The sequence below is a fragment of the Proteus myxofaciens ATCC 19692 genome (assembly GCF_001654855.1).
Taxonomy (GTDB): Bacteria; Pseudomonadota; Gammaproteobacteria; order Enterobacterales; family Enterobacteriaceae; genus Proteus; species Proteus myxofaciens.
Genome location: NZ_LXEN01000018.1, coordinates 1 through 25,401, shown reverse-complemented (window position 1 = coordinate 25,401; position 25,401 = coordinate 1). Strand labels below are relative to the sequence as shown.

Annotated in this window: 20 protein-coding genes, 1 tRNA gene and 1 pseudogene; 12 read left to right on the top strand and 10 right to left on the bottom strand. The window is 34.3% G+C overall.

Going from position 1 to position 25,401, the window contains the following annotated elements; translation table 11 throughout:
* Positions 1 to 222 precede the first annotated feature (222 nt).
* On the top strand, positions 223 to 1,356 hold the full coding sequence (locus M983_RS02255; RefSeq protein WP_066746408.1) for a hypothetical protein: 1,134 nt from the start codon (positions 223 to 225) through the stop codon (positions 1,354 to 1,356).
* Between the two features lie 128 nt (positions 1,357 to 1,484).
* Positions 1,485 to 1,946, top strand: a complete 462-nt coding sequence (locus M983_RS02250) for a GNAT family N-acetyltransferase (RefSeq protein WP_066746405.1) — start codon at positions 1,485 to 1,487, stop codon at positions 1,944 to 1,946.
* A gap of 108 nt (positions 1,947 to 2,054) precedes the next feature.
* On the opposite strand, the gene fliT is transcribed toward M983_RS02250, so the two are convergent.
* The 3 genes from fliT to fliD are packed head-to-tail and all read right to left on the bottom strand — an operon-like array spanning position 2,055 to position 4,305.
* Positions 2,055 to 2,408: a flagellar protein FliT gene (fliT, locus tag M983_RS02245; protein ID WP_066746402.1), complete on the bottom strand. Its 354-nt coding sequence runs from the start codon at positions 2,406 to 2,408 to the stop codon at positions 2,055 to 2,057.
* A gap of 18 nt (positions 2,409 to 2,426) precedes the next feature.
* Entirely contained in the window at positions 2,427 to 2,825 is a 399-nt protein-coding gene (gene fliS / locus M983_RS02240; protein ID WP_066746399.1) for a flagellar export chaperone FliS, read from the bottom strand.
* Positions 2,826 to 2,841: 16 nt separating this feature from the next.
* Positions 2,842 to 4,305: a flagellar filament capping protein FliD gene (fliD, locus tag M983_RS02235; RefSeq protein ID WP_066746396.1), complete on the bottom strand. Its 1,464-nt coding sequence runs from the start codon at positions 4,303 to 4,305 to the stop codon at positions 2,842 to 2,844.
* A gap of 381 nt (positions 4,306 to 4,686) precedes the next feature.
* Here fliD and M983_RS02230 point away from each other — a divergent pair, with 381 nt between their 5' ends.
* The 6 genes from M983_RS02230 (at position 4,687) to fliZ (ending at position 11,482) form a co-directional block, all read left to right on the top strand.
* The gene (locus M983_RS02230; RefSeq protein ID WP_066746385.1) at positions 4,687 to 5,760 is read left to right on the top strand and encodes a FliC/FljB family flagellin; all 1,074 of its coding nucleotides are present in this window, start codon (positions 4,687 to 4,689) and stop codon (positions 5,758 to 5,760) included.
* Positions 5,761 to 6,017: 257 nt separating this feature from the next.
* Positions 6,018 to 7,133, top strand: coding sequence for a FliC/FljB family flagellin (locus M983_RS02225; RefSeq protein ID WP_066746383.1), 1,116 nt, complete (start codon positions 6,018 to 6,020; stop codon positions 7,131 to 7,133).
* Between the two features lie 150 nt (positions 7,134 to 7,283).
* Entirely contained in the window at positions 7,284 to 8,444 is a 1,161-nt protein-coding gene (locus M983_RS02220; protein ID WP_066746381.1) for a FliC/FljB family flagellin, read from the top strand.
* Positions 8,445 to 8,584: 140 nt separating this feature from the next.
* Positions 8,585 to 9,709, top strand: a complete 1,125-nt coding sequence (locus M983_RS02215; RefSeq protein ID WP_066746378.1) for a FliC/FljB family flagellin — start codon at positions 8,585 to 8,587, stop codon at positions 9,707 to 9,709.
* 461 nt (positions 9,710 to 10,170) lie between these two features.
* A complete protein-coding gene (locus M983_RS02210) occupies positions 10,171 to 10,893 on the top strand; it encodes an RNA polymerase sigma factor FliA (protein ID WP_066746375.1) in 723 nt (240 codons plus the stop codon).
* Between the two features lie 55 nt (positions 10,894 to 10,948).
* Positions 10,949 to 11,482 carry a flagella biosynthesis regulatory protein FliZ gene (fliZ, locus tag M983_RS02205; RefSeq protein ID WP_066746371.1) on the top strand — a complete coding sequence of 178 codons (534 nt, stop codon included), beginning with the start codon at positions 10,949 to 10,951 and terminating at the stop codon, positions 11,480 to 11,482.
* 274 nt (positions 11,483 to 11,756) lie between these two features.
* Here fliZ and putA read toward each other — a convergent pair whose 3' ends face one another.
* Positions 11,757 to 15,734: a trifunctional transcriptional regulator/proline dehydrogenase/L-glutamate gamma-semialdehyde dehydrogenase gene (putA, locus tag M983_RS02200; RefSeq protein WP_066746368.1), complete on the bottom strand. Its 3,978-nt coding sequence runs from the start codon at positions 15,732 to 15,734 to the stop codon at positions 11,757 to 11,759.
* A 470-nt stretch (positions 15,735 to 16,204) separates the two neighbouring features.
* Here putA and putP point away from each other — a divergent pair, with 470 nt between their 5' ends.
* Positions 16,205 to 17,689, top strand: a complete 1,485-nt coding sequence (gene putP, locus M983_RS02195) for a sodium/proline symporter PutP (protein WP_066746366.1) — start codon at positions 16,205 to 16,207, stop codon at positions 17,687 to 17,689.
* Between the two features lie 78 nt (positions 17,690 to 17,767).
* Here the strand turns inward: putP and M983_RS17340 are convergent, their stop codons facing one another.
* The 5 genes from M983_RS17340 to M983_RS02175 all read right to left on the bottom strand — a co-directional run bounded on the left by M983_RS17340 (position 17,768) and on the right by M983_RS02175 (position 21,827).
* Positions 17,768 to 17,923 (bottom strand): hypothetical protein, encoded by a 156-nt coding sequence (locus M983_RS17340; RefSeq protein ID WP_157091911.1) that lies wholly within the window; start codon positions 17,921 to 17,923, stop codon positions 17,768 to 17,770.
* A gap of 75 nt (positions 17,924 to 17,998) precedes the next feature.
* A complete protein-coding gene (locus M983_RS02190; protein WP_066746364.1) occupies positions 17,999 to 18,742 on the bottom strand; it encodes a hypothetical protein in 744 nt (247 codons plus the stop codon).
* Complete coding sequence (locus tag M983_RS02185; RefSeq protein ID WP_066746361.1) at positions 18,732 to 19,691, bottom strand: radical SAM protein; 960 nt, start codon at positions 19,689 to 19,691, stop codon at positions 18,732 to 18,734. Before M983_RS02185 ends, M983_RS02190 begins: the two co-directional genes overlap by 11 nt.
* Positions 19,692 to 20,289: 598 nt before the next feature.
* Complete coding sequence (locus M983_RS02180) at positions 20,290 to 21,123, bottom strand: hypothetical protein (RefSeq protein ID WP_066746359.1); 834 nt, start codon at positions 21,121 to 21,123, stop codon at positions 20,290 to 20,292.
* 628 nt (positions 21,124 to 21,751) lie between these two features.
* A tRNA-Lys gene (locus M983_RS02175) sits at positions 21,752 to 21,827 on the bottom strand.
* 257 nt (positions 21,828 to 22,084) lie between these two features.
* Here M983_RS02175 and cycA point away from each other — a divergent pair.
* Together cycA and M983_RS02165 are read left to right on the top strand one after the other, a co-directional pair.
* Entirely contained in the window at positions 22,085 to 23,494 is a 1,410-nt protein-coding gene (cycA, locus tag M983_RS02170) for a D-serine/D-alanine/glycine transporter (protein ID WP_066746357.1), read from the top strand.
* A 144-nt stretch (positions 23,495 to 23,638) separates the two neighbouring features.
* Entirely contained in the window at positions 23,639 to 24,457 is an 819-nt protein-coding gene (locus M983_RS02165; RefSeq protein ID WP_066746355.1) for an MBL fold metallo-hydrolase, read from the top strand.
* Positions 24,458 to 24,529: 72 nt separating this feature from the next.
* On the opposite strand, the gene M983_RS02160 is transcribed toward M983_RS02165, so the two are convergent.
* Positions 24,530 to 24,970, bottom strand: coding sequence for a universal stress protein (locus M983_RS02160; protein ID WP_066746352.1), 441 nt, complete (start codon positions 24,968 to 24,970; stop codon positions 24,530 to 24,532).
* 236 nt (positions 24,971 to 25,206) lie between these two features.
* Between M983_RS02160 and M983_RS02155 the strand changes: the two are divergent.
* A pseudogene (locus M983_RS02155) lies at positions 25,207 to 25,401 on the top strand (phosphate-starvation-inducible protein PsiE); the annotation flags it as partial.

Here is a 25,401-nt window from a genome sequence, read left to right as displayed (position 1 = left end):
ACATAAAAAAATTAATAAAAAATAACTTAGGTGTTCTTATTTACTTATTAATTTTAATTAAATAAAATTTAATTATGTGATCTGAGCTTTGCAAATATCTATTTTATAATTGAAGTAAATAATAATAGTCGTTAAGCTTTATTCAGGCTAAGGAGTAGCCTACAACAAGGAATTAAAATCAACTATTTGATTTTAAGTTATTTATAAAAGGATTTTTTAATTATGACGATTTTAACAATTTATTTCTGTGGTACAAGCTCTAATTCATTTGATGATAGTAACCCTTCTTTTTGGCAAGGTGAATTAGTCTCTACACTCGCTAAAAATAACCAAGGTCGAGAGTTTGCTGAGTGGTTTATTGTTGATGGACCAGGTAGCGGTAATTTACAAGAAGATGACTTATGGGTTGAAAGTCCAAATTATTCTGATTTAAAAGGCTCTTTATTTGGAAGTGGTTGGGAAGAAAATGTTAAACATGCACTTTGTTTAATTAACGGTCATTTTGATTGGCAAAGAGAAAAATTAACGCAAGAACAATATAATCAATTAAAAAAGGCTGGTATTCCAATTGAAGATGTTAAAGTCACCGGTTCTTTTTTATGGCGTAAATATGATTATGGCAATCGCCATATTACTCAGCAACAACTTCAACAAAAAATTATTCAGCTATTTCGTAAAGAGGGGATTATCCCTACTCAAGTTAATTTAATTGGTTGGAGCCGTGGTGGTATTACTTGCCACATGCTAGCAAATGCGATGCTAAATTCACCTGAATTAAAATCAATCCCAGTTAATATTTTTACAATAGACCCAGTTCCTGGCCCACTAAATTTTCAGTCAGAGAGAGTAACTCTGGGTGAAAATGTTAAAGAGTATGTCGGATTTTATGCAAAAGATGAACGTTCTAGAGGATTTGATTGTGTCATTCCAATAATAACATCAAGTACTAAAATGCATATATTTCCAATGTCAGGAAGACATGCAACGCTAGTAGGTAATGCCTCGATAGACGGTAATAATGGAAAAAATAGTCTTTATGCTCCCGGTATTTTAGTGCGTCATTTTGCAGAAGTGTGTTTAACACGTTGGGGATGCAATTTATCAAATAAATTAGTACTGACGGATAAACAAATATCTGAATATCAAATGGAAATAGAAGAGGATGCTGAAAAATATCTTGCGATGCGTCGTACCACTTATTCGCTTTATGATAGTACGGGTAAAGATGAACGCAAAGTATCATTAGGTAAGACAGGAAAAGCGTTCTCAGAGATTTACGGTACACAATATAATCCTGCAGCAGGTTTAACGCTCGATTATAAGAAAAATATTGATATGTATGATGTGATTAAATAATCCATTTATTGATATTCACTTTTTTTAATAAGATCGTCTGTAATAAACGGACGATCTTTATATTATCGATAAATTTGCTATATTAGAGTTAACTTATATTAAAGGGCAGAGATTAAAGGTTGGATTAGATGACTTGGATTTTGAAATCATTTTCAGAACTTACTCTTGATGAGCTTTATGACATCATTGCATTAAGAAATGAGGTATTTATTTGCGAGCAACAATGTATTTATCAAGATATTGATGGTTTAGATAAACAAACATGGCACTTATTTGCAAAAAGTGAAAATAGTCAACAAATAATAGCATATACACGTTTATTACCGCAGGATGTTACTTTTTCTCAAGCATCAATAGGTAGGGTGATCGTGGCTAAAGATTATCGAGGAAGTGGTCTTGCTCATGAATTAATGACAAAAGCGATTTCAATGACACTTGAATTATTTAATACAAATACAATTAAAATTATGGCTCAAGAGTATTTGGTGTCTTTTTATCAATCACATGGCTTTGCTATCACTTCAGAAAGTTATCTTGAAGATAATATTCCTCATATTGATATGCTATTAACACAATATAATGAGGGATAAATAGCATTAAAGTGTTCCCGATAACAAATAAAAAGCGGAATTAATAAGATGTTACACAGATTAAAGACGCCATTAGCTATTAAAAGTAGCTTTTGGCGCAGAGGTTAATTATTTGAGATTGAGATCAGGGTAATAGCTATGCTCTGTAAACTGACCATAGCTATTTTGTATCCTCTGCTCTTGTCCAGTCTGTTTTATTAACATACCAAGCTCATCTAATCTTGCCCGTAATAAATTGCGCGTCTCATTTTCATTTTCTAATATATTTTTTAAAACCTCAGTGAGTATTTGTTGAGTAGCTAGCTGACAATTAGCGGGCTTAGCTAATTTAGTCATTGCCTCTACGCTTTTTAAATAATCCATTTCCATTTCTATCAGCTTGTCCCATTGCTGATTATTGGCAAGCGTTAACATTTGCTCACTTAAATTTAAAACATGACTGTAAGCCGCCATAATGTCCATATTGTTATCCACTCTATTTTAATAAGAACTAATCTGTGTGCCAATTTGTTGCCAAGCATCAGAGATTTCAGTTAAGAGCTTGATGACTTCATGAATTTTTTCTGGATTATTTTTTAAATTAGCGTCAAGCAATTGACTAACCATATAGTCATAAAGCAATTCTAAATTTTCTGCTAATTCCCCACCTTTTTCCTTATCCAAACCTTGTTTTAAACCACTACTTATAATATTAATAGCTTTAGAAATATTCTCGCCTTTACCGGCGATATTTCCTTGTTCCATTAATATTAGTGCACGGCGAAGGGCGCTAAGCGCCCCATTAAATAAGATCTGGATCAGCTGGTAAGGAGAGGCATTTAAAATCTCACTTTCAATGTCTATTTGCGCATACATTTTACTGGCTGATTGTTGATACATAATATCCTACTTTTAATTACATTAATAAGCGACCAAGTGATGAGCTTGCGTTCGTCATGGAATTTACCATTTTATCTAATTGCTGGAACTGATGTTTATAACGTTCCATTGTCGCTTCTATATTGCGTTTTGTATTTTTAATTTGATTATCTAATGTTTTTTTGCGTTTTTTTACACCATCAGTAGCAACATCTAGCGTACCATCATTAGATTGCAGTGTTTTTTTCAGGAAATTATAAGTTTGAGTACCAAAGCCAGTCTCTTTACCATCCCCCATAAAAAATTCTTTTACGTTAGCAGGTTTTTCCTTTAACGCATCATCGAGTTTTTTACTATCAACATCTAATGTACCGTCTACTTTAAATTTGATACCCATTTTATTTAGCGTATCAATATCTGTAGAATTTTGAGAACGTGTAATATAGCTTTTTAGCTCAGACATAATCATACGGCTAGTGCTATCACCTAATAACACACCGTTGTCTTTTGCCGCATCTTCACCTTTTTCAACTTGAGTATATTTAGTCAAGTCTTTGTAGGTCTTACTTAATTCATTATAAGCATCTGTCCACGCGCTAATGGCCTTTTTCATTGGCTCAATATCACGTTCAATACTAACAATTTCTGGTTTATCAACACCGTCTTTATTATCGTCGGTTTTTTTCTTTAGATTTAAGATAATCCCTTCAGGAGCATCTTTAATCTCATTAGTTTGGCGTTCAATTTCAATACCATTAATACTGAGTTTGGAATTTTGCGCTTTAACAACTTGAGTAATACCTGATGTTTTATCAACTAAATTTGAATCTGGTTTTGAAGGATCGAGAGGTGCAGTATTTTTAGGATCGTAGTTAAGGAATTTAGCAAGGTCATCATCTCCATCAACCTTGATAACCATCTCTGATTTTGTACCTTCTTTTCGAGATGTCAGGGTTAAATAGTTTTCACCATCTTTTGCTTTTACAATAGTTGCAGAAACATTCCCTTCTTTCTTATTGATAGCATCGCGCAATTCAATAATAGAGGTTTGTTTATCTGATAATGTAATAACAAGAGGCTCCTTCTCACCTTCTTGCGTAATTGTCAGCGTTCTTGTATTGCCATCACCTAATGTTTTGCCGATAGGTTTTTTTACATCATCAACAGCGGTTGTTTTTAATGACTGAGATTTAGCAAGTTGCTCAACTGAAACAGTGTAGTTACCTACGCTAGCTTTACCATCAGTTGTTACTTTAAACGCATCAAATTCATCATCAACTTTTGTCGCAACAATTTTGTCGAATTTTTTTAAATCTTCTGAGGCTTTTTGTAATTTATCAAGTTGTCCACGCATTTTTCCATAAGCGGTAATTTGCGCTTCATAGCTTTTCATTTGTTTATCTAGGGGCTCAAGGCGTTTATTTTCCGCTGCCTCTAATTGAGCCAAGGTTTGGCCTAGAGGCATCCCTGAGCCTGCGCCTAATGTTGCAATACCAGCCATACTGGTCTCCTTTCTGTGTTCTTAAGATAATCCTCAAAAAACATTATCGGTATTCTAGGCAAAAAGTTTACGTGTTTTTCTTTTTTTCTATAAGCCAAACAAGCGTCCATAAAGAAGCCATTTATCAGCATCATAAAATAGAGTCGTTTTAAGAAAAAAATGGTGACAGACAAGAATTGATAAAATTAATATAAAAAAATGATAAATTAATTTCTTTGTTTATCATTAAGTTGAGTATCATTCTATAAAAAAACACAGAAAAAATTGTTAGAAAAGTTAAAGGTTATATGTGGGGTGCCGATAAAACTGTTGCCGGTGATTTACACCGAAATGAATAGGCAAACTTATATTTTATCGACTTGATTTTAAAGGAATCTAGCTATGGCACAAGTCATTAACACAAACTACCTTTCTCTGGTAACTCAAAACAACCTGAACAAATCTCAGGGTGCTTTAGGAAGTGCAATCGAGCGTCTGTCTTCTGGTCTGCGTATCAATAGCGCAAAAGATGATGCAGCAGGTCAAGCGATTGGTAACCGTTTCACTTCTAACATTAATGGTTTAACTCAAGCTTCACGTAATGCGAACGACGGTATCTCAATCGCTCAAACTACAGAAGGTGCATTAAACGAAATCAACAGTAACTTACAACGTATCCGTGAGTTAACTGTTCAAGCTAAAAATGGCACAAACTCTGACTCAGACATCACTTCAATCCAAAACGAAGTTACTGAACGTTTATCTGAAATTGATCGTATTTCTGAACAAACTCAATTCAATGGTGTTAAAGTACTGAGCGGTGAGAAGTCAGAAATGACTATCCAAGTCGGTACTAACGACAACGAAGTTATCAAATTTAACTTAGATAAAATTGATAATAAAGTATTAGGTGTTGAAAGCGATAAATTGTTTGAAAAAACAGCAGCTGGTACTGCAAAAGCGAAAGGTGATGCAGTTACAGCTGATGATATCAAAACTGGTTCAGTTTTTGATGCTGGTATTAAATCAGCAACTAAATACAAAGAAGCGGGTGCTGAAGTTGCTAATAAATATGTAATCACTAAAGATGATGGTACAGAAGTTATTGCTAACTTAAAAGATGATGCTGGTAAAGTTAAAATTGATGGCACTGAAGAAGCATTTAAAGCAACTGATGGTAAAGCAAAATTAGATGTTAAAGATAACGCTTTAGAAACTTTAGACAAAGCTATCAACAAAATTGATGAAAGCCGTTCTAAATTAGGTGCGATTCAAAACCGTTTTGAATCTACTATCAATAACTTAAACAACACTGTTAACAACTTATCTGCTTCACGTAGCCGTATCTTAGATGCTGACTATGCAACAGAAGTGTCTAACATGAGCCGTGGTCAAATTCTGCAACAAGCGGGTACTTCAGTACTTGCTCAAGCAAACCAAATACCACAAACAGTTATGGGTCTGTTACGAGGTTAATTCGTACACTGGCACAAAAGATACCTTTCTATATCAAAGGCGCTCAGCAGAGCGTCTTTTTTTATTCTTATTATTTATTCTACTTCTCAATAACTTCTTAAAAATTAACAGACTGGCTTTTATTGCTATTTTCGCGACGCCAAAAATCGTAAAACCCTCGGAATTGATGACGATAGTGTTTAGGTAAGGTTATTACAGTGACGTAATAGCCACCTATTCATTTTATTGTTTTTAAAATCAAGTCGAAGGAATATTGTATGGCACAAGTTATTAATACTAATGTTCTATCATTAGTTACTCAAAATAACCTAAATCGTTCACAAAGCGCATTAGGGAATGCAATCCAACGTTTATCTTCAGGTCTACGTATTAATAGCGCAAAAGATGATGCTGCGGGTCAAGCAATTTCAAACCGTTTCACTGCTAATGTGAAAGGGTTAACTCAAGCAGCACGTAATGCGAATGATGGTATTTCAATCGCACAAACCACGGAAGGCGCGTTAAACGAAATTAATAACAACTTACAACGTATTCGTGAATTAACCGTTCAAGCTAAAAATGGTTCAAATTCAGAATCAGATATTAAGTCAATTCAGGAAGAAGTGACTCAACGTACTGCTGAAATTAACCGTATTTCAGAGCAAACTCAATTTAATGGCGTAAAAGTCTTAAGCGGTGATACTGCATTAAATCTGCAAATTGGTGCAAATGATAAAGAGCAAATCAGTGTTGATCTGAAAAAGATGGATGCCACAGTACTGGGTGTTGATAAGTTGGATCTATCAGCAAAAAGTGTATTAGGTTCAAAAGCAACATCAGTTGAAATAACCACTGGTACTGCACCTACAGCAACGACTGAAACACAGAAAATAGATACATCAGACTTAGATGGTAAAGTAAAAGCAGGTACTATTAAAAGCTATGATATCTACTATGCTAAACATGCTAATGGTAATGATGATAAATCAAAAGTTATTGTTCATACTGTAGATGCTAAGGGTGTGGAGTCTTATAATGAAGGTAATGTAACCCCAGGTAAAGCAGGTGCTGGTGCGAAAGTAGATAATACTGGTAGTGCTGTAAAATTTGATGAAGCCAAAGAAAAACCACTAGAAACCCTAGATAAAGCATTAGCCCAAGTTGATAGCCTGCGTAGTGCAATGGGTGCAGTACAAAACCGTTTAGAATCTACTATTAATAACTTAAATAATACAGTGACTAATTTAAGTGCAGCGAATAGCCGTATTTTAGATGCTGATTATGCAACAGAAGTCTCTAATATGAGTAAAGGCCAAATTCTGCAACAAGCCGGTACTGCGGTATTAGCACAAGCTAACCAAGCCCCTCAAAACGTATTATCGTTATTACGATAACATTCTTATAAATATATTTAAATATTAAAATAAAAACCATTAATTTATTTTTAAATACGAAATTAAAATGACCATATTTATTTAAATATTGATTATGTATTTAGGAATTTAATTAGTGGTATTTAATAAACGCCAATAAAGGAACTTATTATGGCTCAAGTTATTAATACCAATGTGTTATCACTGGTGACTCAAAATAATTTAAATCGTTCACAAAGCGCATTAGGGAATGCTATTCAACGTTTATCTTCTGGTCTACGTATTAACAGTGCAAAAGATGATGCGGCAGGCCAAGCGATTTCAAACCGTTTTACCGCTAATGTGAAAGGGTTAACTCAAGCTGCACGTAATGCGAATGACGGTATTTCAATTGCACAAACCACTGAAGGTGCATTGAATGAAATCAATAATAATTTACAACGTATTCGTGAATTAACCGTTCAAGCAAAAAATGGTTCAAATTCAGAATCAGATATTAAGTCAATTCAGGAAGAAGTGACTCAACGTACTGCTGAAATTAACCGTATTTCAGAGCAAACTCAATTTAATGGCGTAAAAGTCTTAAGCGGTGATACTGCGTTAAATCTGCAAATCGGCGCTAATGATAAAGAGCAAATCAGTGTTGATTTGAAAAAAATGGATGCCACTACTTTAGGTATCGATAAATTAGATTTATCCGTTAAAACATCAGGGCCTCATGGTAGTAAAGCAAGTTCCATGGAAATAACAGGTAAGGTATCCGCAAGTGATCCTTATACAAAACAAAACTTTGATATCGATACTACGAGCTTAAAAACAACGTTACAAGCATCAAATGAAACACTAAGTGATGTCTATTATGGCGTAGATTCAAATGGTAAAGAAGATAAATCTAAATTAGTGATTGAAGTTAAAGACAAAAATGGTGATACCAAATTCTATGAAGGTACTCAAGATACATCAAATGTCCTAAAAACAGCAGATAAAACCTTTATTCCTGGTGGTAAAATTGAATTAACTAAAGGTACCGAAATAAAATCAGCGTCTCCGTCTATTAATGATGCTCCTTTAAAAGGGTTAGATGATGCACTAGCACAAGTTGATAGCTTACGTAGCGCTATGGGTGCAGTACAGAATCGTCTAGAATCCACAGTCAATAACTTAAATAATACCGTCACTAATTTAAGTGCAGCAAATAGCCGTATTTTAGATGCTGATTATGCAACAGAAGTGTCGAATATGAGCAAAGGCCAAATTCTGCAACAAGCCGGTACTGCGGTATTAGCACAAGCTAACCAAGCACCTCAAAACGTATTATCACTCTTAAGATAATAGTAATTAAATAAATATTAAAACTTACTATTAATTTATTTTTAAATACGAAATTAAAATGACTATTTTAATTAAATATTGATTATGTATTTAGGAATTGAATTAATATTATTTAATAAACGCCAATAAAGGAACTTATTATGGCACAAGTTATTAATACTAATGTTCTATCATTAGTTACTCAAAATAACCTAAATCGTTCACAAAGCGCATTAGGGAATGCAATCCAACGTTTATCTTCTGGTCTACGTATTAATAGCGCAAAAGATGATGCCGCGGGTCAAGCAATTTCAAACCGTTTTACTGCCAATGTAAAAGGATTAACTCAAGCCGCTCGTAACGCCAATGACGGTATTTCTATCGCACAAACTACAGAAGGTGCGTTAAACGAAATTAACAATAATTTACAACGTATTCGTGAATTAACTGTTCAAGCGAAAAATGGCTCAAACTCAGAATCCGATATTAAGTCAATTCAAGAAGAAGTCACACAACGTACAGCAGAAATTAACCGTATTTCAGAACAAACTCAATTTAATGGCGTAAAAGTCTTAAGCGGTGATACTGCATTAAATCTGCAAATTGGTGCAAATGATAAAGAACAAATCAGTGTTGATCTGAAAAAGATGGATGCTACTGTGCTAGGTGTTGATAAATTGGATTTATCTGCTAAAGGTGCATTAGGTGCAAAAGCAACAGATGTCGTTGTTAATAAAGGGAAGCCTACTGAAGAAACAGTAGGGTTTAAGTTTGAACAGTCATTTATTGATACAGTTAGTGCAACAGATAAAACTAAAACATATAAGAGTTATGAAGTGCTACATGGAACTGATAGCACAACAGGAAAAGATGATAATACATCAATAATTGTAAAAGCCACAAAACAAGATGGTACAGTTGAGTATTTATCAACAACCGTTGACCCTGCCGCAACACCTGGTGATGAAGCAACGGTAAAAATAGGCAAAGCACTCACTATTGATGAAGCAAAAGAAAAACCACTAGAAACCCTAGATAAAGCATTAGCCCAAGTTGATAGCCTACGTAGTGCCATGGGTGCAGTACAGAATCGTCTAGAATCTACAGTCAATAACTTAAATAATACCGTCACTAATTTAAGTGCAGCAAATAGCCGTATTTTAGATGCTGATTATGCAACAGAAGTGTCTAATATGAGCAAAGGCCAAATTCTGCAACAAGCCGGTACTGCGGTATTAGCACAAGCTAACCAAGCCCCTCAAAATGTTTTATCACTACTACGTTAAGCTTTGATTTTAAATTAAATTCTTTTAGTAAAACAAATACCCATATTGTTTATTCAATATGGGTGTTTTCTCATCTATTTAATAATAATATTAATCAATTATCTTGTGTGTGGTTTTAATAAATAAAAGTTAGCTAAATAATGAAAAGTAAATTCTATGATTTATATGTTATTTTTTATTAACATTTTTATGAACAGAGACATCATTTTTGAGTGAATTCATTTTTAATGCGCTAATTTATCAATTTAATTAACGGTTTTTCTAAGGATTAGTCGTTTAATTTTAGGATAAAGTATCTTGCGTAATGTAATGACAAATTAATTTTTCAATGAAAACCCAATTTCCACTGAAAATTTGGCATAGGTGAAAAAGAGAGGCTTTTGTTTCACTGTTCAGTCGATTGCTAAGTTTATTTCGCCGGATAATGATATTCGGTCTTTTATCCAAAGGTGTCTTTTGTTGTGAGTGATTTGTATACCGCCGAAGGCGTGATGGACAAAAATAGCCTCTGGGAGCGATATGTCCCGTTGGTTCGCCATGAAGCATTACGATTACAGGTTAAATTGCCTGCTAGTGTTGAATTGGACGATCTTTTGCAAGCGGGTGGAATAGGGCTTCTCAATGCCGTTGAGCGATATGACTCAATGCAAGGTGCCGCCTTTACCACTTATGCGGTTCAACGTATTCGTGGCTCAATGTTAGATGAGTTGCGTAGTCGCGATTGGGCACCACGCAGTGTGCGTCGTAATGCAAGAGAAGTCACACAATCTATTCATCAGTTAGAGCAGGATCTTGGACGACCACCAGCAGAACAGGAAGTTGCTGATCATTTGCAGATTGAGTTAGCACAATACCGTCAAATCTTATTAGATACAAATAACAGCCAATTGTTCTCTTATGACGAATGGCATGAAATTTACGGTGAAAGCTGTGAACCGTCTCAAGACGAAGATCATAATGACAACCCATTACAGATGTTATTGGAAAGTGATATTCGCCAAAGAGTCATAGACGCGATAGAATTGCTACCCGAAAGGGAAAAAATGGTTCTTACCTTGTATTATCAGGAAGAACTTAATTTGAAAGAAATAGGTGCAGTGCTTGATGTCGGGGAATCTCGCGTAAGCCAGCTACACAGCCAAGCCATAAAAAGGTTGCGAGCACGCCTAAACCCAGAGAAATAGAAGTTTTGCTTATTTTTGTTTTTGTTTAAGACTACAACACAGGGCTTTATCTCTTATGTCTGTTTCAACACAAAAGAAACGGCCTCTAAGCCGTTATATTAAAGACTATAAACACAGCCAGACCCATTGTTTACATTGCCACAAAGCGCTTGATAGAATTTCACTTGTCTTCAATCGCCAAGTTATCAATAAAGAAGCCATTTCTGAAATGACGGATTTAATTGATGATGAAACATGGGGAACACTTCAAGAGAAGTTTTCTGCACTATGTCGTTTCTGTAGTGAGATTTACTGTAATAGTGAAACTGACTACTTTGACATTATGTCTTTTAAGCAGTATTTATTTGAACAAACGGAGATGAGCCACAGTACTGTTCGTGAGTATGTGGTTCGTTTACGTCGTCTCGATGAATTACTGACTTCAACGAATTTCCCTCGTCAAGAATTTACAACAGAGAAAATTCAGTCAGACCTGAGTAAAAAGCTCACTCCCTCAGCATTTAGTAACTACAATATCGCACTGCGTAAGTATGAGCAATATCTCGATTGGTGCCAAGATGCACCTTCAACGATGATTAGTAGCCACTAATAGCGCTCAAGAGAGACCTTAAAAGGAGCAGATAATACTGCTCCTTTTTTATTTAATTAAATAAAAAAAACGCTCACAAAGGAGCGCTAAATAATTCAAAGTTCATAAAGATGAAACCAATCTTTAGATTAGTTTCGATGTCAGTATAAGAATCAAAAGTAAAAGACGCGAATAACAACCTATAAAAAGTGATATTGCTCACATAATAAAAACCACTTTGAATCGCATTAATATATCAAAGTGGTTATAAATAAAGACTTAAATTGTTATTACATTAACTGATTGTCATTAAGCTCGCATTACCACCGGCGGCAGTAGTGTTAATACTTAATGCTCTTTCATGGAGTAAACGTTCAAGCAATAACCCTGTTTCCCCACGTGAAAAACCTTGTACTGATAAAATAGCGCCTTTACGTTGAGCGACTTTCTGACAAACATCTCGCAATTGGTCACTATCACCATGGAAGATGATGGCATTAATATTAACGGCGTTATCATCCCAACTTTCAGTCAGAGTAATATGCTTTCTGATATGGTCTGGCAATTGTTGATAGTATTTTTGTGAGAAGTTACTATTTACTAAGATGGCGTGGCAACCAGACGCTAAAACGCCTGCAATTTGTGTTAGCGCATCTTGCTCATTATCTGAAATACACAGCACGTTGCCACAAGGCACAAGTTGATAGGTATTTCTCTCTCCTGTAGGGCCTGGTAAAACGCGTAATGTGCCTGCTTGTGAAGCTAATTCATAGTCTGCTAGTGCTTCAAGATGTGAGGCGTCTACTTTGTTTGCTAACCATTCCATATATCGCTGATAAGTCGGTAATAGTGCATTACGCATTGTGGTATCAAGAGGGAGCGTTTTATCTTGACGCGCTAAAGTTTGCGTTACTGCATTTTCAGGGCGCGTTGATAATAAACGATAGAGGTAAACCGGTCCTCCTGCTTTAGGTCCTGTTCCTGATAATCCTTCACCACCAAAAGGCTGTACGCCAACAACAGCACCTACCATATTACGGTTTACGTATAAGTTACCGACTTTGGCATTAGCTGCAACATAAGCAATAGTTTCATCAATTCGAGTATGAACGCCCATCGTTAATCCATAACCCGTTGCGTTAATTTCAGCTAATAATGCAGGTAATTCTTGGCTTGAATAACGAACTACATGTAATACAGGACCAAAGATCTCTTTTTTCAATGAACTGACTTTATCAAGTTCAATTAAGGTGGGTTGAACAAATGTGCTTTGTTGTTCAACTTGCTTAGATAGGCTATTAAGAGATGCTTGATACACTTCGAAACCCGCAGTACGCATTGCTTGAATATGCTGGTCAATACCCGTTTTAGCTTCCTTATCAATAACAGGGCCAATATCTGTTGATAACAAGCTAGGATCGCCAATAATGGCTTCTGCCATTGCACCTTTTAACATTTCAATGGTGCTATCTGCGACTTCTTCTTGAATACATAAAAGACGTAATGCTGAACAACGTTGACCTGCGCTATCATAAGCTGATGCCATCACATCAGTAACAACTTGTTCTGTTAATGCAGACGAATCAACAATCATTGCATTTAAACCACCTGTTTCTGCAATTAAAGGAACAGGATGGCCTTCGCTATCTAATCGACCCGCTAAGGTTTGTTGTAAGATATGTGCAACAGCGGTCGACCCTGTGAACATTACACCGCGAACACGCTCATCAGCGACTAAACGAGCACCAATCGTTTCACCTTGTCCTGGTAATAATTGCAGTGCGAAACGAGGAATGCCTGCTTGATAAAATAACTCAACAGTTTTAAATGCAATTAATGGAGTTTGTTCTGCTGGTTTTGCTAATACCGTATTACCTGTTGCTAATGCAGCAGCAATTTGCCCACTAAAGATGGCTAATGGGAAGTTCCATGGGCTAATACATACAACAGGCCCTAAAGGTCGATGGGTATTATTATCAAAGTCTTGTGCGACTTGTGACGCATAATAATAAAGGAAATCAATCGCTTCACGAACTTCAGCTATTGCATTACTATACGTTTTACCTGCTTCACGCACTAAAATACCCATTAATGGCCCCATTTGTTGTTCCATTAATTCCGCAGTGCGTACTAATAACGTTGCTCTTTCTGCTGGCGGTGTTGCAAACCAAATCTCACCATTTTCTTTTGCGAGATCTAAAGCAAAATCAGCCTCAGATTCTGTTGTTTCACGAACTTCACCAACAATATCAGAGTGATTAGCTGGGTTGATAATATTTTGTGACGCAATATTTTTTTCTGCTAACGTAAATTCGCCACCAAGAAGAGGCTCACAACGTATTTGTTCAGTAGCCGAAGTTAAGAGTGCGCTAGAAAGGGAGGCCAGACGATGTTCGTTTGACATATCAATACCTGCTGAGTTTCTACGCTCTTCACCATAAAGATTATCAGGTAGTGGAATTTTAGGATGTGATAATCCAATTTGTCCTTCTGCTTTCGCTATTTCGTTAACTTCTTTTACAGGATCAGCCACTAATTCATCTAATGAAATAGTGGTATCAGCAATACGATTAACAAATGAGGTATTTGCGCCATTTTCAAGTAAGCGACGTACTAAATAAGCGAGTAATGTCTCATGTGTTCCAACTGGTGCATAAATACGGCAAGGTCGGCCTAATTTCCCATCTGCAATTTTGCCCACAACTTGTGCATAAAGTGGCTCACCCATACCATGTAAACACTGGAATTCATATTGACCAGGGTAATAGTTTTGACCCGCTAAATGATAGATAGCAGAAAGCGTATGTGCATTATGAGTGGCAAATTGCGGATAAATAAAGTGAGGTGATGCGAGTAACTTTTTAGCACAAGCCAGATAAGAAACATCTGTATACACTTTGCGAGTATAGACAGGATAGTCTTCTAAACCATCCACTTGTGCGCGTTTGACTTCGCTATCCCAATAAGCGCCTTTAACTAAACGGATCATTAAACGACGACGGCTACGACGCGCTAAATCAATAAGATAATCAATCACGAGTGGACAACGTTTTTGATAAGCCTGAATAACAAAGCCAATGCCATTCCAGCCAGCTAATTCAGGCTCAAAGCAGAGTTTTTCTAATAGATCGAGTGAAATCTCAAGCCTGTCAGCTTCTTCAGCATCAATATTAATACCAATGTCATATTGTTTTGCCTGTAGTGTTAGCGACAGCAGGCGAGGATATAGCTCAGACATAACACGATCGTATTGTGCTCTGCTATAGCGAGGATGCAACGCTGAAAGCTTAATCGAAATACCCGGGCCTTCATAAATACCACGGCCATTAGAGGCCTTACCAATTGCGTGAATTGCTTGCTGATAAGAAACTAAATAATCCTGAGCATCTTTTTCTGTTAGCGCGGCTTCACCTAGCATATCATAAGAATATCTAAAGCCTTTTTCTTCAAGTTTACGAGCATTCGCTAATGCTTGAGAAATAGTTTCACCTGTAACAAATTGTTCTCCCATTAGGCGCATAGCCATATCGACACCTTTACGTACTAAAGGCTCTCCACTTTTGGTGAGAATGCGATTCAATGAGCGAGATAGTTTTTCTTCGTTATGCGTTGAAACTAATTTACCTGTAAATAACAGCCCCCATGTTGCTGCATTAACAAACATAGACTGGCTTTGTCCTAAGTGAGATCGCCAGTTACCATGGCTAATTTTATCGCGGATAAGTGCATCACGTGTGGCTTTATCAGGAATTCGTAATAATGCTTCTGCTAAGCACATTAAAGCGACGCCCTCTTGTGATGAAAGAGAAAATTCTTGCAATAGTCCTTGTACTAGCCCAGAACGACCAATGCCATTTTTTTGTTTTCTTAGCTTTTCAGCAATCGAATAGGCTAAGTTATGTGTGGCTTGCGCTTCATTATCAGGCAAAGTGGCTTGTTGTAATAGCATAGGTACAGCCTGAATTTCAGGAAGACGATAAGCTGATGTGATGGCAGAGCGTAAAACGGATTGAGGATGAATTTGTTCTGCAAACTCTAAAAATGGCTGATAATAAATTGGCGTATTGGTTGATGAATCTGTATTATCATCATTATCTCTCTCAAGTGATAAAGCATCATTTACACTTATCTGATCATTCTCAATCTGTTCTAGATAATTAAAAATTGCCTGCTTAATCAGCCAATGCGAAGTTCTATCTAATTTTTGTGCGGCATTTTTTAAGCGAAGACGTGTTTCTTCATCTAATCTCACACCCATTGTTGTGCTACTCATTCAGTATCCCTTATCTCATGCCTACTATTTTCAAGGCGTAACTATATGTTATCTGCTTAATATCAGGCATGTTGCAACTTTGTGCAACAATGTTAATAAAATACTTGTGAATAATGTGAAAATAGTCGAGTTTTGCTTGTAATAAAATGATACATGAGCGCTATGGGAAATATTTATCCATATAATTCAAATGATTAATGCCATATTGTTTCTATGGGTATTATGAGCCAAATATCTAATTACAGTAAATAGTGTGAAGCTACATACAAAAAATAAAGACGAAAACGTTAATTACTTGTTAAAAACTGTTGACCTAATTTAGGATTGATGTAAATGTTTTATCTGTTTCTTAAGGAAACTATTTTAATTAAAAACTGACACGATGATTAATGCGCAACAAAGTGCAACGTTCCTACATTATGTTGCTTTTTTATTAATAAATCGTAAACAGATTATGGAGAACTGGGATTATGGCTCTAACATCGCCAATGCTAATTACATTTACAATCTACATACTAGGCATGCTTTTTATTGGTTATCTTGCTTATCGTTCGACAAAAAATTTTGACGACTATATTTTAGGAGGACGCCGGCTAGGGAGTGTTGTAACGGCACTTTCAGCTGGCGCTTCTGATATGAGTGGTTGGTTATTAATGGGATTACCCGGCGTTATCTTTCTTGCTGGAATTTCTGAAAGTTGGATTGCTATCGGTTTGTGTATTGGTGCTTGGTTAAATTGGCGCTTAGTTGCAGGACGGTTGCGTTTACAAACCGAAAAAAATAATAATGCATTAACTCTGCCTGACTATTTAACTTCTCGTTTTGATGATAACAGCAAAATATTACGTATCATTTCAGCCGTTGTTATTCTTGTCTTTTTTACTATTTATTGTGCTTCTGGTGTTGTTGCTGGCGGAATGCTTTTTGAATCAACCTTTCATATTCCTTATCACGAAGCCATGATTTATGGTGCAATTGCGACAATTATCTACACCTTTTTAGGCGGTTTTTTAGCGGTAAGTTGGACTGATACTGTTCAAGCTACTTTGATGATTTTCGCACTAATATTAACGCCTATTATTGTTATTTTCTCTATTGGCGGTATTGATACATCAATTACTATTATCAAAGCAAAAGATCCTTCTTATCTTGATATGTTTAAAGGGCTAGATTTTATTGCCATTATTTCATTATTAGCATGGGGATTAGGTTATTTTGGTCAACCTCATATTTTAGCGCGTTTTATGGCTGCTGATTCTAATCAAACAATTCGCAAAGCGCGTCGTATTGGTATGACATGGATGATTTTGTGCTTATGTGGAACAGTTGCTGTTGGTTTCTTTGGTATTGCCTATTTTGAAATGAATCCAACACTTGCCGGGCCTGTAAATGCTAAAAATGAGCGTATCTTTATGGAATTGGCTTCATTATTGTTTAATCCATGGATTGCGGGTGTCTTATTATCGGCGATATTAGCCGCAGTGATGAGTACACTAAGTTGTCAGTTATTAGTATGTGCAAGTGCATTAACTGAAGATCTGTATAAACCGTTTATTCGCAAAAAAGCAAGTCAAAAAGAGTTAGTATGGGTAGGGCGTGGCATGGTGCTATTAGTGGCCATTATTGCTATTTATTTAGCACGCGACCCTAATAACAAAGTGCTTGATTTAGTGAGTAATGCGTGGGCAGGCTTTGGTGCTGCATTTGGGCCGGTTATTCTGATTTCTGTAACATGGAAACGAATGACTCGTAACGCGGCATTTGCTGGTATGTTAATCGGTGCTTTAACCGTATTAGTATGGATGCAATATAAATGGTTTGGATTGTATGAGATTATTCCAGGATTTATTTTCGCTTCTATCGCAATTATTGTTGTGAGCTTGCTGGGTAAAGCGCCTAGCGCAGAAAATCAGCAACGCTTTAATGAAGCGGAAACAGAATATCGCAACACATAATAATGATAAATTAAAAGCTGCAATGCAAAACATTGCAGCTTTTTCTTATTACTAGAATTTAACTAGAATGATTAAAAATCAAGAACCGGCGAAATTCCATTTACCCCAAATGAATGCTGGACTTTCAATTGGTTCCATTTCATCCATGTTAGCAAGATCCATCTCAAACATTTCCATTTCATTTTTTTCTTCATCTTTACTATTTACATTGATATTAATATTTTCATTTTTCATATTTATATCCTCATTAGAGTATGGTTAATGCATTATCACAGTATGAGTACACTATGAATATTGTTTTGAGATTTACTAAGTAATAAATAAATTATAAAGATAATTTATCATTACAACGACGAGCGTAATATTAAGTAATATCTCTAAAAAAATGCTGATCTTATTTCTTTTTCCTTTAAATTCATTAATGTTCATTAATGTTGTTACAATCAAATTATATCCATCAGTCTTTACGCCAGAAAAAGGAATTAAACTAAAAATTATTAATGAAATAATAGGTGTTATGACATAGTTATAGTTTGGTAAAAATATAATAATAAATGTACATAAAAAAATATTGACCATTATTCCTGCAATACAAACACAGCTTGCTCTAAACTTTGGTAATAAGTAAATGTCGCTAGTTTCTACTGAAATAACTGGAAAAATATAATAAAATTTTAGTTTTATTTTTCCAGCTGATTCACCAAAAAATTTGAGCGTTAGTCCATGGCCTGCTTCATGTAATATAACATTAATCACAATAAAACTAATTGCCACTAAAAGCATAGAAAATGTTTCTAATTGACAGTAGATAAATTCTTGATAATGACTTATTAAGTAAATACTACACGCTATCATTACTAACAATAATATAATGAAGAATTTATCTCTATAATTCAAATTTAAATTTTCATTATTTAAGAATAAATATTTTTCAGAGGCAAAAAATGATTTTTTATAAAAGAATTTACCCGTTTCCATCTCTTTTATATAGCAATCACCATTTTCGCATTGCCTTATTTTATATTTTTTATTACTAATAAGTTTATCTGTCATAAACAGGTTCTTTCTTTATTTCTTTGATTTTTTCTATAATATAAGGTTTGTAAAGAGAAATATTTTCTTTTTTGAATAAAAGAGAACATAATTCACACACGTTAACGACTTTATCAGGTAATGTTATATCTAATTTATTTTTTGCTATATCCGCAAAGAAGTCGATTTTTTCATTCCTGAGCAAATATAATAAGGCATTATTTTCTGTTTTCTTTAGAACATCAGCTAAATTAATATTCTCGAAGTTTCCTAATTGTAAACCAAAATTATCATAGATAACTTGAGAGCAACAAGGAAATATTGTGCCATCATAACCAACCACAATGTTTCTTCCATAGACACATTGCAAGCCTTCTATTTTTAGCAATTTATCAAATTTATCATCAGGATAATTTGCTGCTGCTCCTGCTGGAAGACAGGGTGAAACACTTAAGCTAGTACCATACAAACCATTACCTAACTGATCTACAATATGACCGAGATGTTCGCCTTTCGTTGTCACCATTACTAATGTTGTTGGTATATTGAGTTGCATTGCAGCATCTAAAACATGTTTGACATATTCTGTTTTCACATATTGGCTGTGATAGCTATCGTGACTAATATTGAGGTGGGTTAATCCACTATTTTTAAGCTCAAGCAATCGTTTATACGCTTTGTCATAAGTCGTTGCCCAGTATCCATTCGTAATTGTAGAGGCTTTTTTTCCGCGTATAGTGGCATATTTTATTAAATCTAAAAGAGTACGATATTCAAGAAAAGGTTCACCACCTGTAAATGAAACTGATGTGATATCTTTAATATTTTCTGATTGATCTAGATATTCTTTAACACGTTCAATATTTAATTTTTCATGGCAAGAAGGATTTGATTTAAAACAACACATAGAACATTCTGCATTGCATTTTTTATGTATAATAAAAACAAGTTTATTATAGATATCTTTCATAAGTATTCCTTCTCATTCATCTCGTGTACTATTAGCAATATCACATTAAAAATTATTTTTTTTGATTTTTATCAATGAAAAACAATAAAATAAAATATCAATACATTAATACTTTTACTCAATAATGTTATTAGTTAGCTATTTTTTATCCAAAAATTAATAATTTAATTAATAAAAGCTATGTATTTCGTTTTTGCAAATGAGAATTGTTCAAAATAAAAATTATTAAATTTTCATGATGTATTTTTGACATTTTATCTTTTTGATAAGTGAGATGTAGCTAAATAAAAAGCTAAATAGATATCATTATTAATAACAAAATAAACAGTAAAGGATGAATGAGAAAATAAGGGAATAAAAAGAAGAATGAGTGGTATTACTATTTAGTAAAAATGGAATCAAACAGTAATCGTATTTTATAAGATGAATCGCTCTTATCAGAAGATTTACATTATTATAAAGATTACTTTTTTAACAGGGAAAATAGTATTTCTATATAAAAAGGTTATTGAGAACAATACATTCCTATATTTACTCATCAATAAAAAAACAGCCTGTTAGAATTTGAAAGGCTGTTTTTGTTCTTTATAGAAAATGTTTACTGATAATATTCATAAGTATAGTACAGTGTCGCTTTACTGTAATTGACTGTTTCATTATCTATTTTTATCGTACTTTCTAATGTTTCTTGTAAACAGTTATTGTATTTATCCCATTCTATGCATGTGGTTTCATAGGATTTATCTTCATCATAAACACCTTTTATATACTGCACTTGCTTAAGAATTTTACCTTCTTTATCATATTGATAATCAAAAAGCGTTTTATCATCTTCTACTGCTTTGAGTAATTTACCTTGATCGGTATAGGTATAATGTGTAGCAATTTTATCGCTGTCAGGTGTTATTGATTGAGTTATTTCTGAAGTAATTAGTCCATTAGTGTAATGATATTGTGTTTCCATCGTATCCAATAATTCACCTTCATTGGAATAGTAGCGAGTTGTTTTACTTTCTAGTTGATTTTTGTTGTTTCTATTGTATATATCTTGCATATAAACTGAATGGGTTAAATAGCGATTTTTAATCTGATATTTATATTTAAATTCATAAGGGTTATCAGGTGCAGTTCGTAATAAATTCGTTTCAAGACCGTTCTCAAAATATTCTTGCATTGATGTGTGATTTTTTAACAGCTCACCACACTGACCAAATTGCATTTCACCTTTTAATGCTTTAAAACGTCCGTCATCAGGTAAAGAACTGCTCATTATGACGGACTTTACTGGGCCATTAAGAGTATCGAACAAAGCAATACTGTTATTAGCCAAGTTTTTTTGTCTTTCTGCATTTGTGCATTCAGATGTGGAGGCTAAGGCTGAAAAAGAGCAAAATGTTGTGAGTGATAAAGCAACAAGTAAAGGTGATTTCATTAGAAGCATCCATAATATAAGCAGGATAAAGAATATTTCTCAGTATATGTGATTTAAATTCATCACTGAATAGGATAGTGACTACTTAATGTTATTTATTAACTAAAATGAGAGTGTTACTCGTTTTTTCTTATTAGTAGAATATCTACTTTTATTTTAAAAATATAAAAATCATAGTGAAACTATGATGAGTGAAAATGTAGATTTATATAAATTAATGATTTATATTTTATTGATAATAAATATATTTATTATCATCTTGAAGTGAGAATATCCATTCTAAATGACAAAATTAAAAAATAAATATTTACGGGTGCTAATGCAGCCATTAATTAAAAAGTAATTGTAAGTAAAACGAATAGGTTAAGTGGAGCTTATCTCTGATAAAATTGATAACGTAGTTTATTGTTCTAGTTTATTTTGTGTTATTGAATTTTTATAAATTACCCTAAATTGTTTTAAGAGCAAGAGTTTATTTATTAAAAAAGTAAATATTAGCAGCGACAAATTATCAGTTAATTGATTGTACTATCGCCATTTTGTCGCCATTTTGTCGCCATTTTTTTCTAGATACAAAAAAACCACTTATTTCTAAGTGGCATAAATGTCTGATTTCTCAGCGTAAATTTGGTGGGTCGTGGGAGGCTCGAACTCCCGACCAATTGATTAAGAGTCAACTGCTCTACCGACTGAGCTAACAACCCAATGCAGTAATTATTCTCCTCTAGAATGCTGTGGTCAAGTTCTTAATTTCAAATTTTATCCAAATGGATAAAATATCGCCTATTAAGTTAAAGGTAGGATTTTATTTGGCTATCAAAGCATCGTTCACTTAACTAAACATGATCTTTTTATTACTTATTCTGAGATTTATGTCACAATAATTTCGCAAATATAACCACATTAAAAATAATACAGTGGCAAAACAACATCAAAAATATGAAAAAAATTCAGGTATTGTATGGAAGAAAAAACAGAAATATCACAGTCCGCTAGTGTCAAAAAAGTGACACTTCAACGGGGACTCACAAATCGGCATATTCAGCTTATTGCAATTGGTGGTGCTATCGGTACTGGTTTATTTATGGGATCAGGTAAAACCATTTCGCTAGCAGGGCCATCAATTATCTTTGTTTATATGATTATTGGTTTTGTCCTATTTTTTGTAATGAGGGCAATGGGCGAGCTGTTATTATCTAACTTAGAATATAAATCCTTCAGTGATTTTGCAGGGGATTTATTAGGGCCATGGGCCGGTTTTTTTGTCGGTTGGACATATTGGTTTTGCTGGGTTATTACCGGTATTGCTGATATTGTCGCCATCACCTCTTATATAAGCTATTGGGCGCCTAATTTCCCTGAATGGGCCACCTCATTTATTTGTGTATTAACATTGCTTATTTTAAATTTAGCGACGGTTAAATTATTTGGTGAAATGGAATTTTGGTTCTCAATGATAAAAATAACGGCGATTGTCTCACTGATTATTGTTGGCGTTATTCTTATTAGTATTGGATTTCAATCTCCAGCAGGGCATACCGCAGCGTTAGCGAATATTTGGAATGATGGGGGAATGTTTCCAAAAGGGTTAAGTGGATTTTTTGCAGGCTTCCAAATAGCAATATTTGCATTTGTTGGTATTGAATTAGTAGGTACTGCGGCAGCTGAAACTCGAGATCCTGAAAAAGCATTACCTAAAGCAATTAACGCAATTCCTATTCGTATTATTACTTTTTACGTATTAGCGTTAGCAATTATTATGTCCGTGACACCTTGGCGTTCAATATTGGCAGATAAAAGTCCTTTCGTTGAATTATTCGTGCTCATTGGTATTCCAGCAGCAGCCAGTTTAGTGAATTTTGTTGTTTTAACGGCAGCCGCCTCTTCTGCGAATAGCGGAATATTTTCAACAAGCCGTATGCTATTTGGTTTATCGAAAGAAGGTGAAGCACCAAAACAATTTAGCCAATTATCGAAACGTTCTGTGCCTGCTAATGGTTTATTATTTACTAGCTTGTGCTTATCTTGCGGTATTGTGCTTATTTACTTTATTCCTGATGTAATGCGTGTTTTTACGTTAGTCACCACAGTATCAGCACTGCTTTTCATGTTTATTTGGAGTATGATTTTATGCTCTTATTTAGCCTATCGTAAAAAACGTCCACAATTACATCAAAAATCAGTATATAAAATGCCATTAGGTATTATTATGTCGTGGCTCTGCCTTGGCTTTTTTGTATTTATGGTGATTTTATTGGCGTTAGAACACGATACAAGACAAGCACTAAGCGTGACACCAATTTGGTTTATTGTATTAGCAATTGGTTATCAATTTGTTAAGAAACGTAAAACGAAAGAGATGATGCAATAGCTTTATCAATAAATATAATTTCAAGGCCTTATCTTTCATGAGATAAGGCCTTGTCATTTAAATAATCGATTTAGCAAACTAGCTATTATGAAATATTTAATTATGATAGATGGATATTTTTATAACGATAATAATTAAATAGTTATGCTGACCATTACCGCTTTACTAGAAAATGATACGATTAATTCTACCCTTAATACATATCCTGGGTTATCACTGTTATTAGAAGATACAGAAAGCCAAACTAAGATTTTATTTGATACGGGTAAAGACAAGACCTTTATTCAAAATGCTCAAAAAATGGGGATTGATTTAACAGTGGTTGAAACCATTATTATCTCACATGGCCATTACGATCATTTTGGTGGCTTAACACAAATACCTGAAAATTATTTTATACATAAACCCCAAGTAATAGCCCATCCTCATCTTTTTTCTATACGCTATTCTGCACTTTTTTGTGGACAGAAGAATATTAAATTTAAACGACTTGCACCTATATTTAATAAAGCATCTCTTGAAGCACAGTTTTTCTTTAAATTAACTGATATACCTTATTCTATTGATAATCGTTTTATTTATTCAGGGCAAGTGAATGAAAGGATTGTGAATAAACGTTATGGTGTTATCGTCAGTGATAGTGGCGAAATAGATGATTATGTATTAGATGACAGCTTTGTTGTATGGCGAGGTAAAAAGGGGCTGGTTATTATTACAGGCTGTAGTCATTCAGGTATCGAATCTATTATCCAATATGCTAAAAAAATAACAGGAGATAGCCATATCCAAGCCATTATTGGCGGGTTGCATCTACGTTGTGCGACACCAAGTGCATTGCAACGAGCTAAGAAGGCAATTGAAAGCCATGTTGATGTTTATGGATGTCATTGTACTGGGCTATTAGGTCGTAAATATCTTAACGCCAAAACATTTAATACTGGGCAATCTTTAACATTTGACTAAAAAGATATATCGTTATTATTCGCTGATTAGCAATAACGCTTAAAGAGCTGATTGCTAATCAGGAAAGAAAAGCTAGCGAATAATAAAGACAGAGCGGGAGGTGTTATTCACAATATAATCTGCGGTAGAACCAAAAGTAATATTGTCTTTATTTCTTGAGCTTGATCCAATAACTATCATATCAGCATCAATTTTATCGGCATATGCTAAAATATTGTAATTAGGTGTACCAATTACTGCATGGCAACAATATTGTAATGTGGGTAGTTTAAACTGTTGAACGCATGAGGTGAGTTTTTCAGTAAGCATGGTAAGCGCTTTATCTTTTTTTTCTGTAATAGATTCGCTATCACAGTGAATATTATAAGTCTCAAGAGCACGCAAATTTGGCATTACTGCAATAAAGTGAAAATAGTGTTGCGGGTTTTTTGCTAAAAATTGAACATCTGCAATCATGCGCTGTATTTTATTATCTTCCAGTAAATCAATTGCAACAACGATTGTTTTCGCCATGTCTTGCTTTACCTTTTTAAAATTGAGCTATTAAGACAAGTATAAACAATAGTAATAAAGAATTTACGATTAAACCATCATAGTGCGACGATGGCATCACTATGATGGTTTTTTAAGCTCGAAAAGATAAAAAGAGTGAGATAGAAACATAAATCCTTTAAAATCCCCAAAAATGACTTATGTGGAGTTTGTCAGTTTTTTATTTATTACCCAATAAGCCGATAGGTTACGATAAGATGAGAAGATCGAGCGAAGAATTACTTAAGTGTATTGCAACTATATTACAATGGATACTAAATATCGGATTACTGATTTTAGCGATTGTGCTTGTGAGTTTTTTAACCAAAGAGTCGTATGTTATCGCTTCTTTATTATTTAATTTAGGTGCTGAAGAATCTTCTTACCAACTACTTGAAGGTATTTTAATTTAC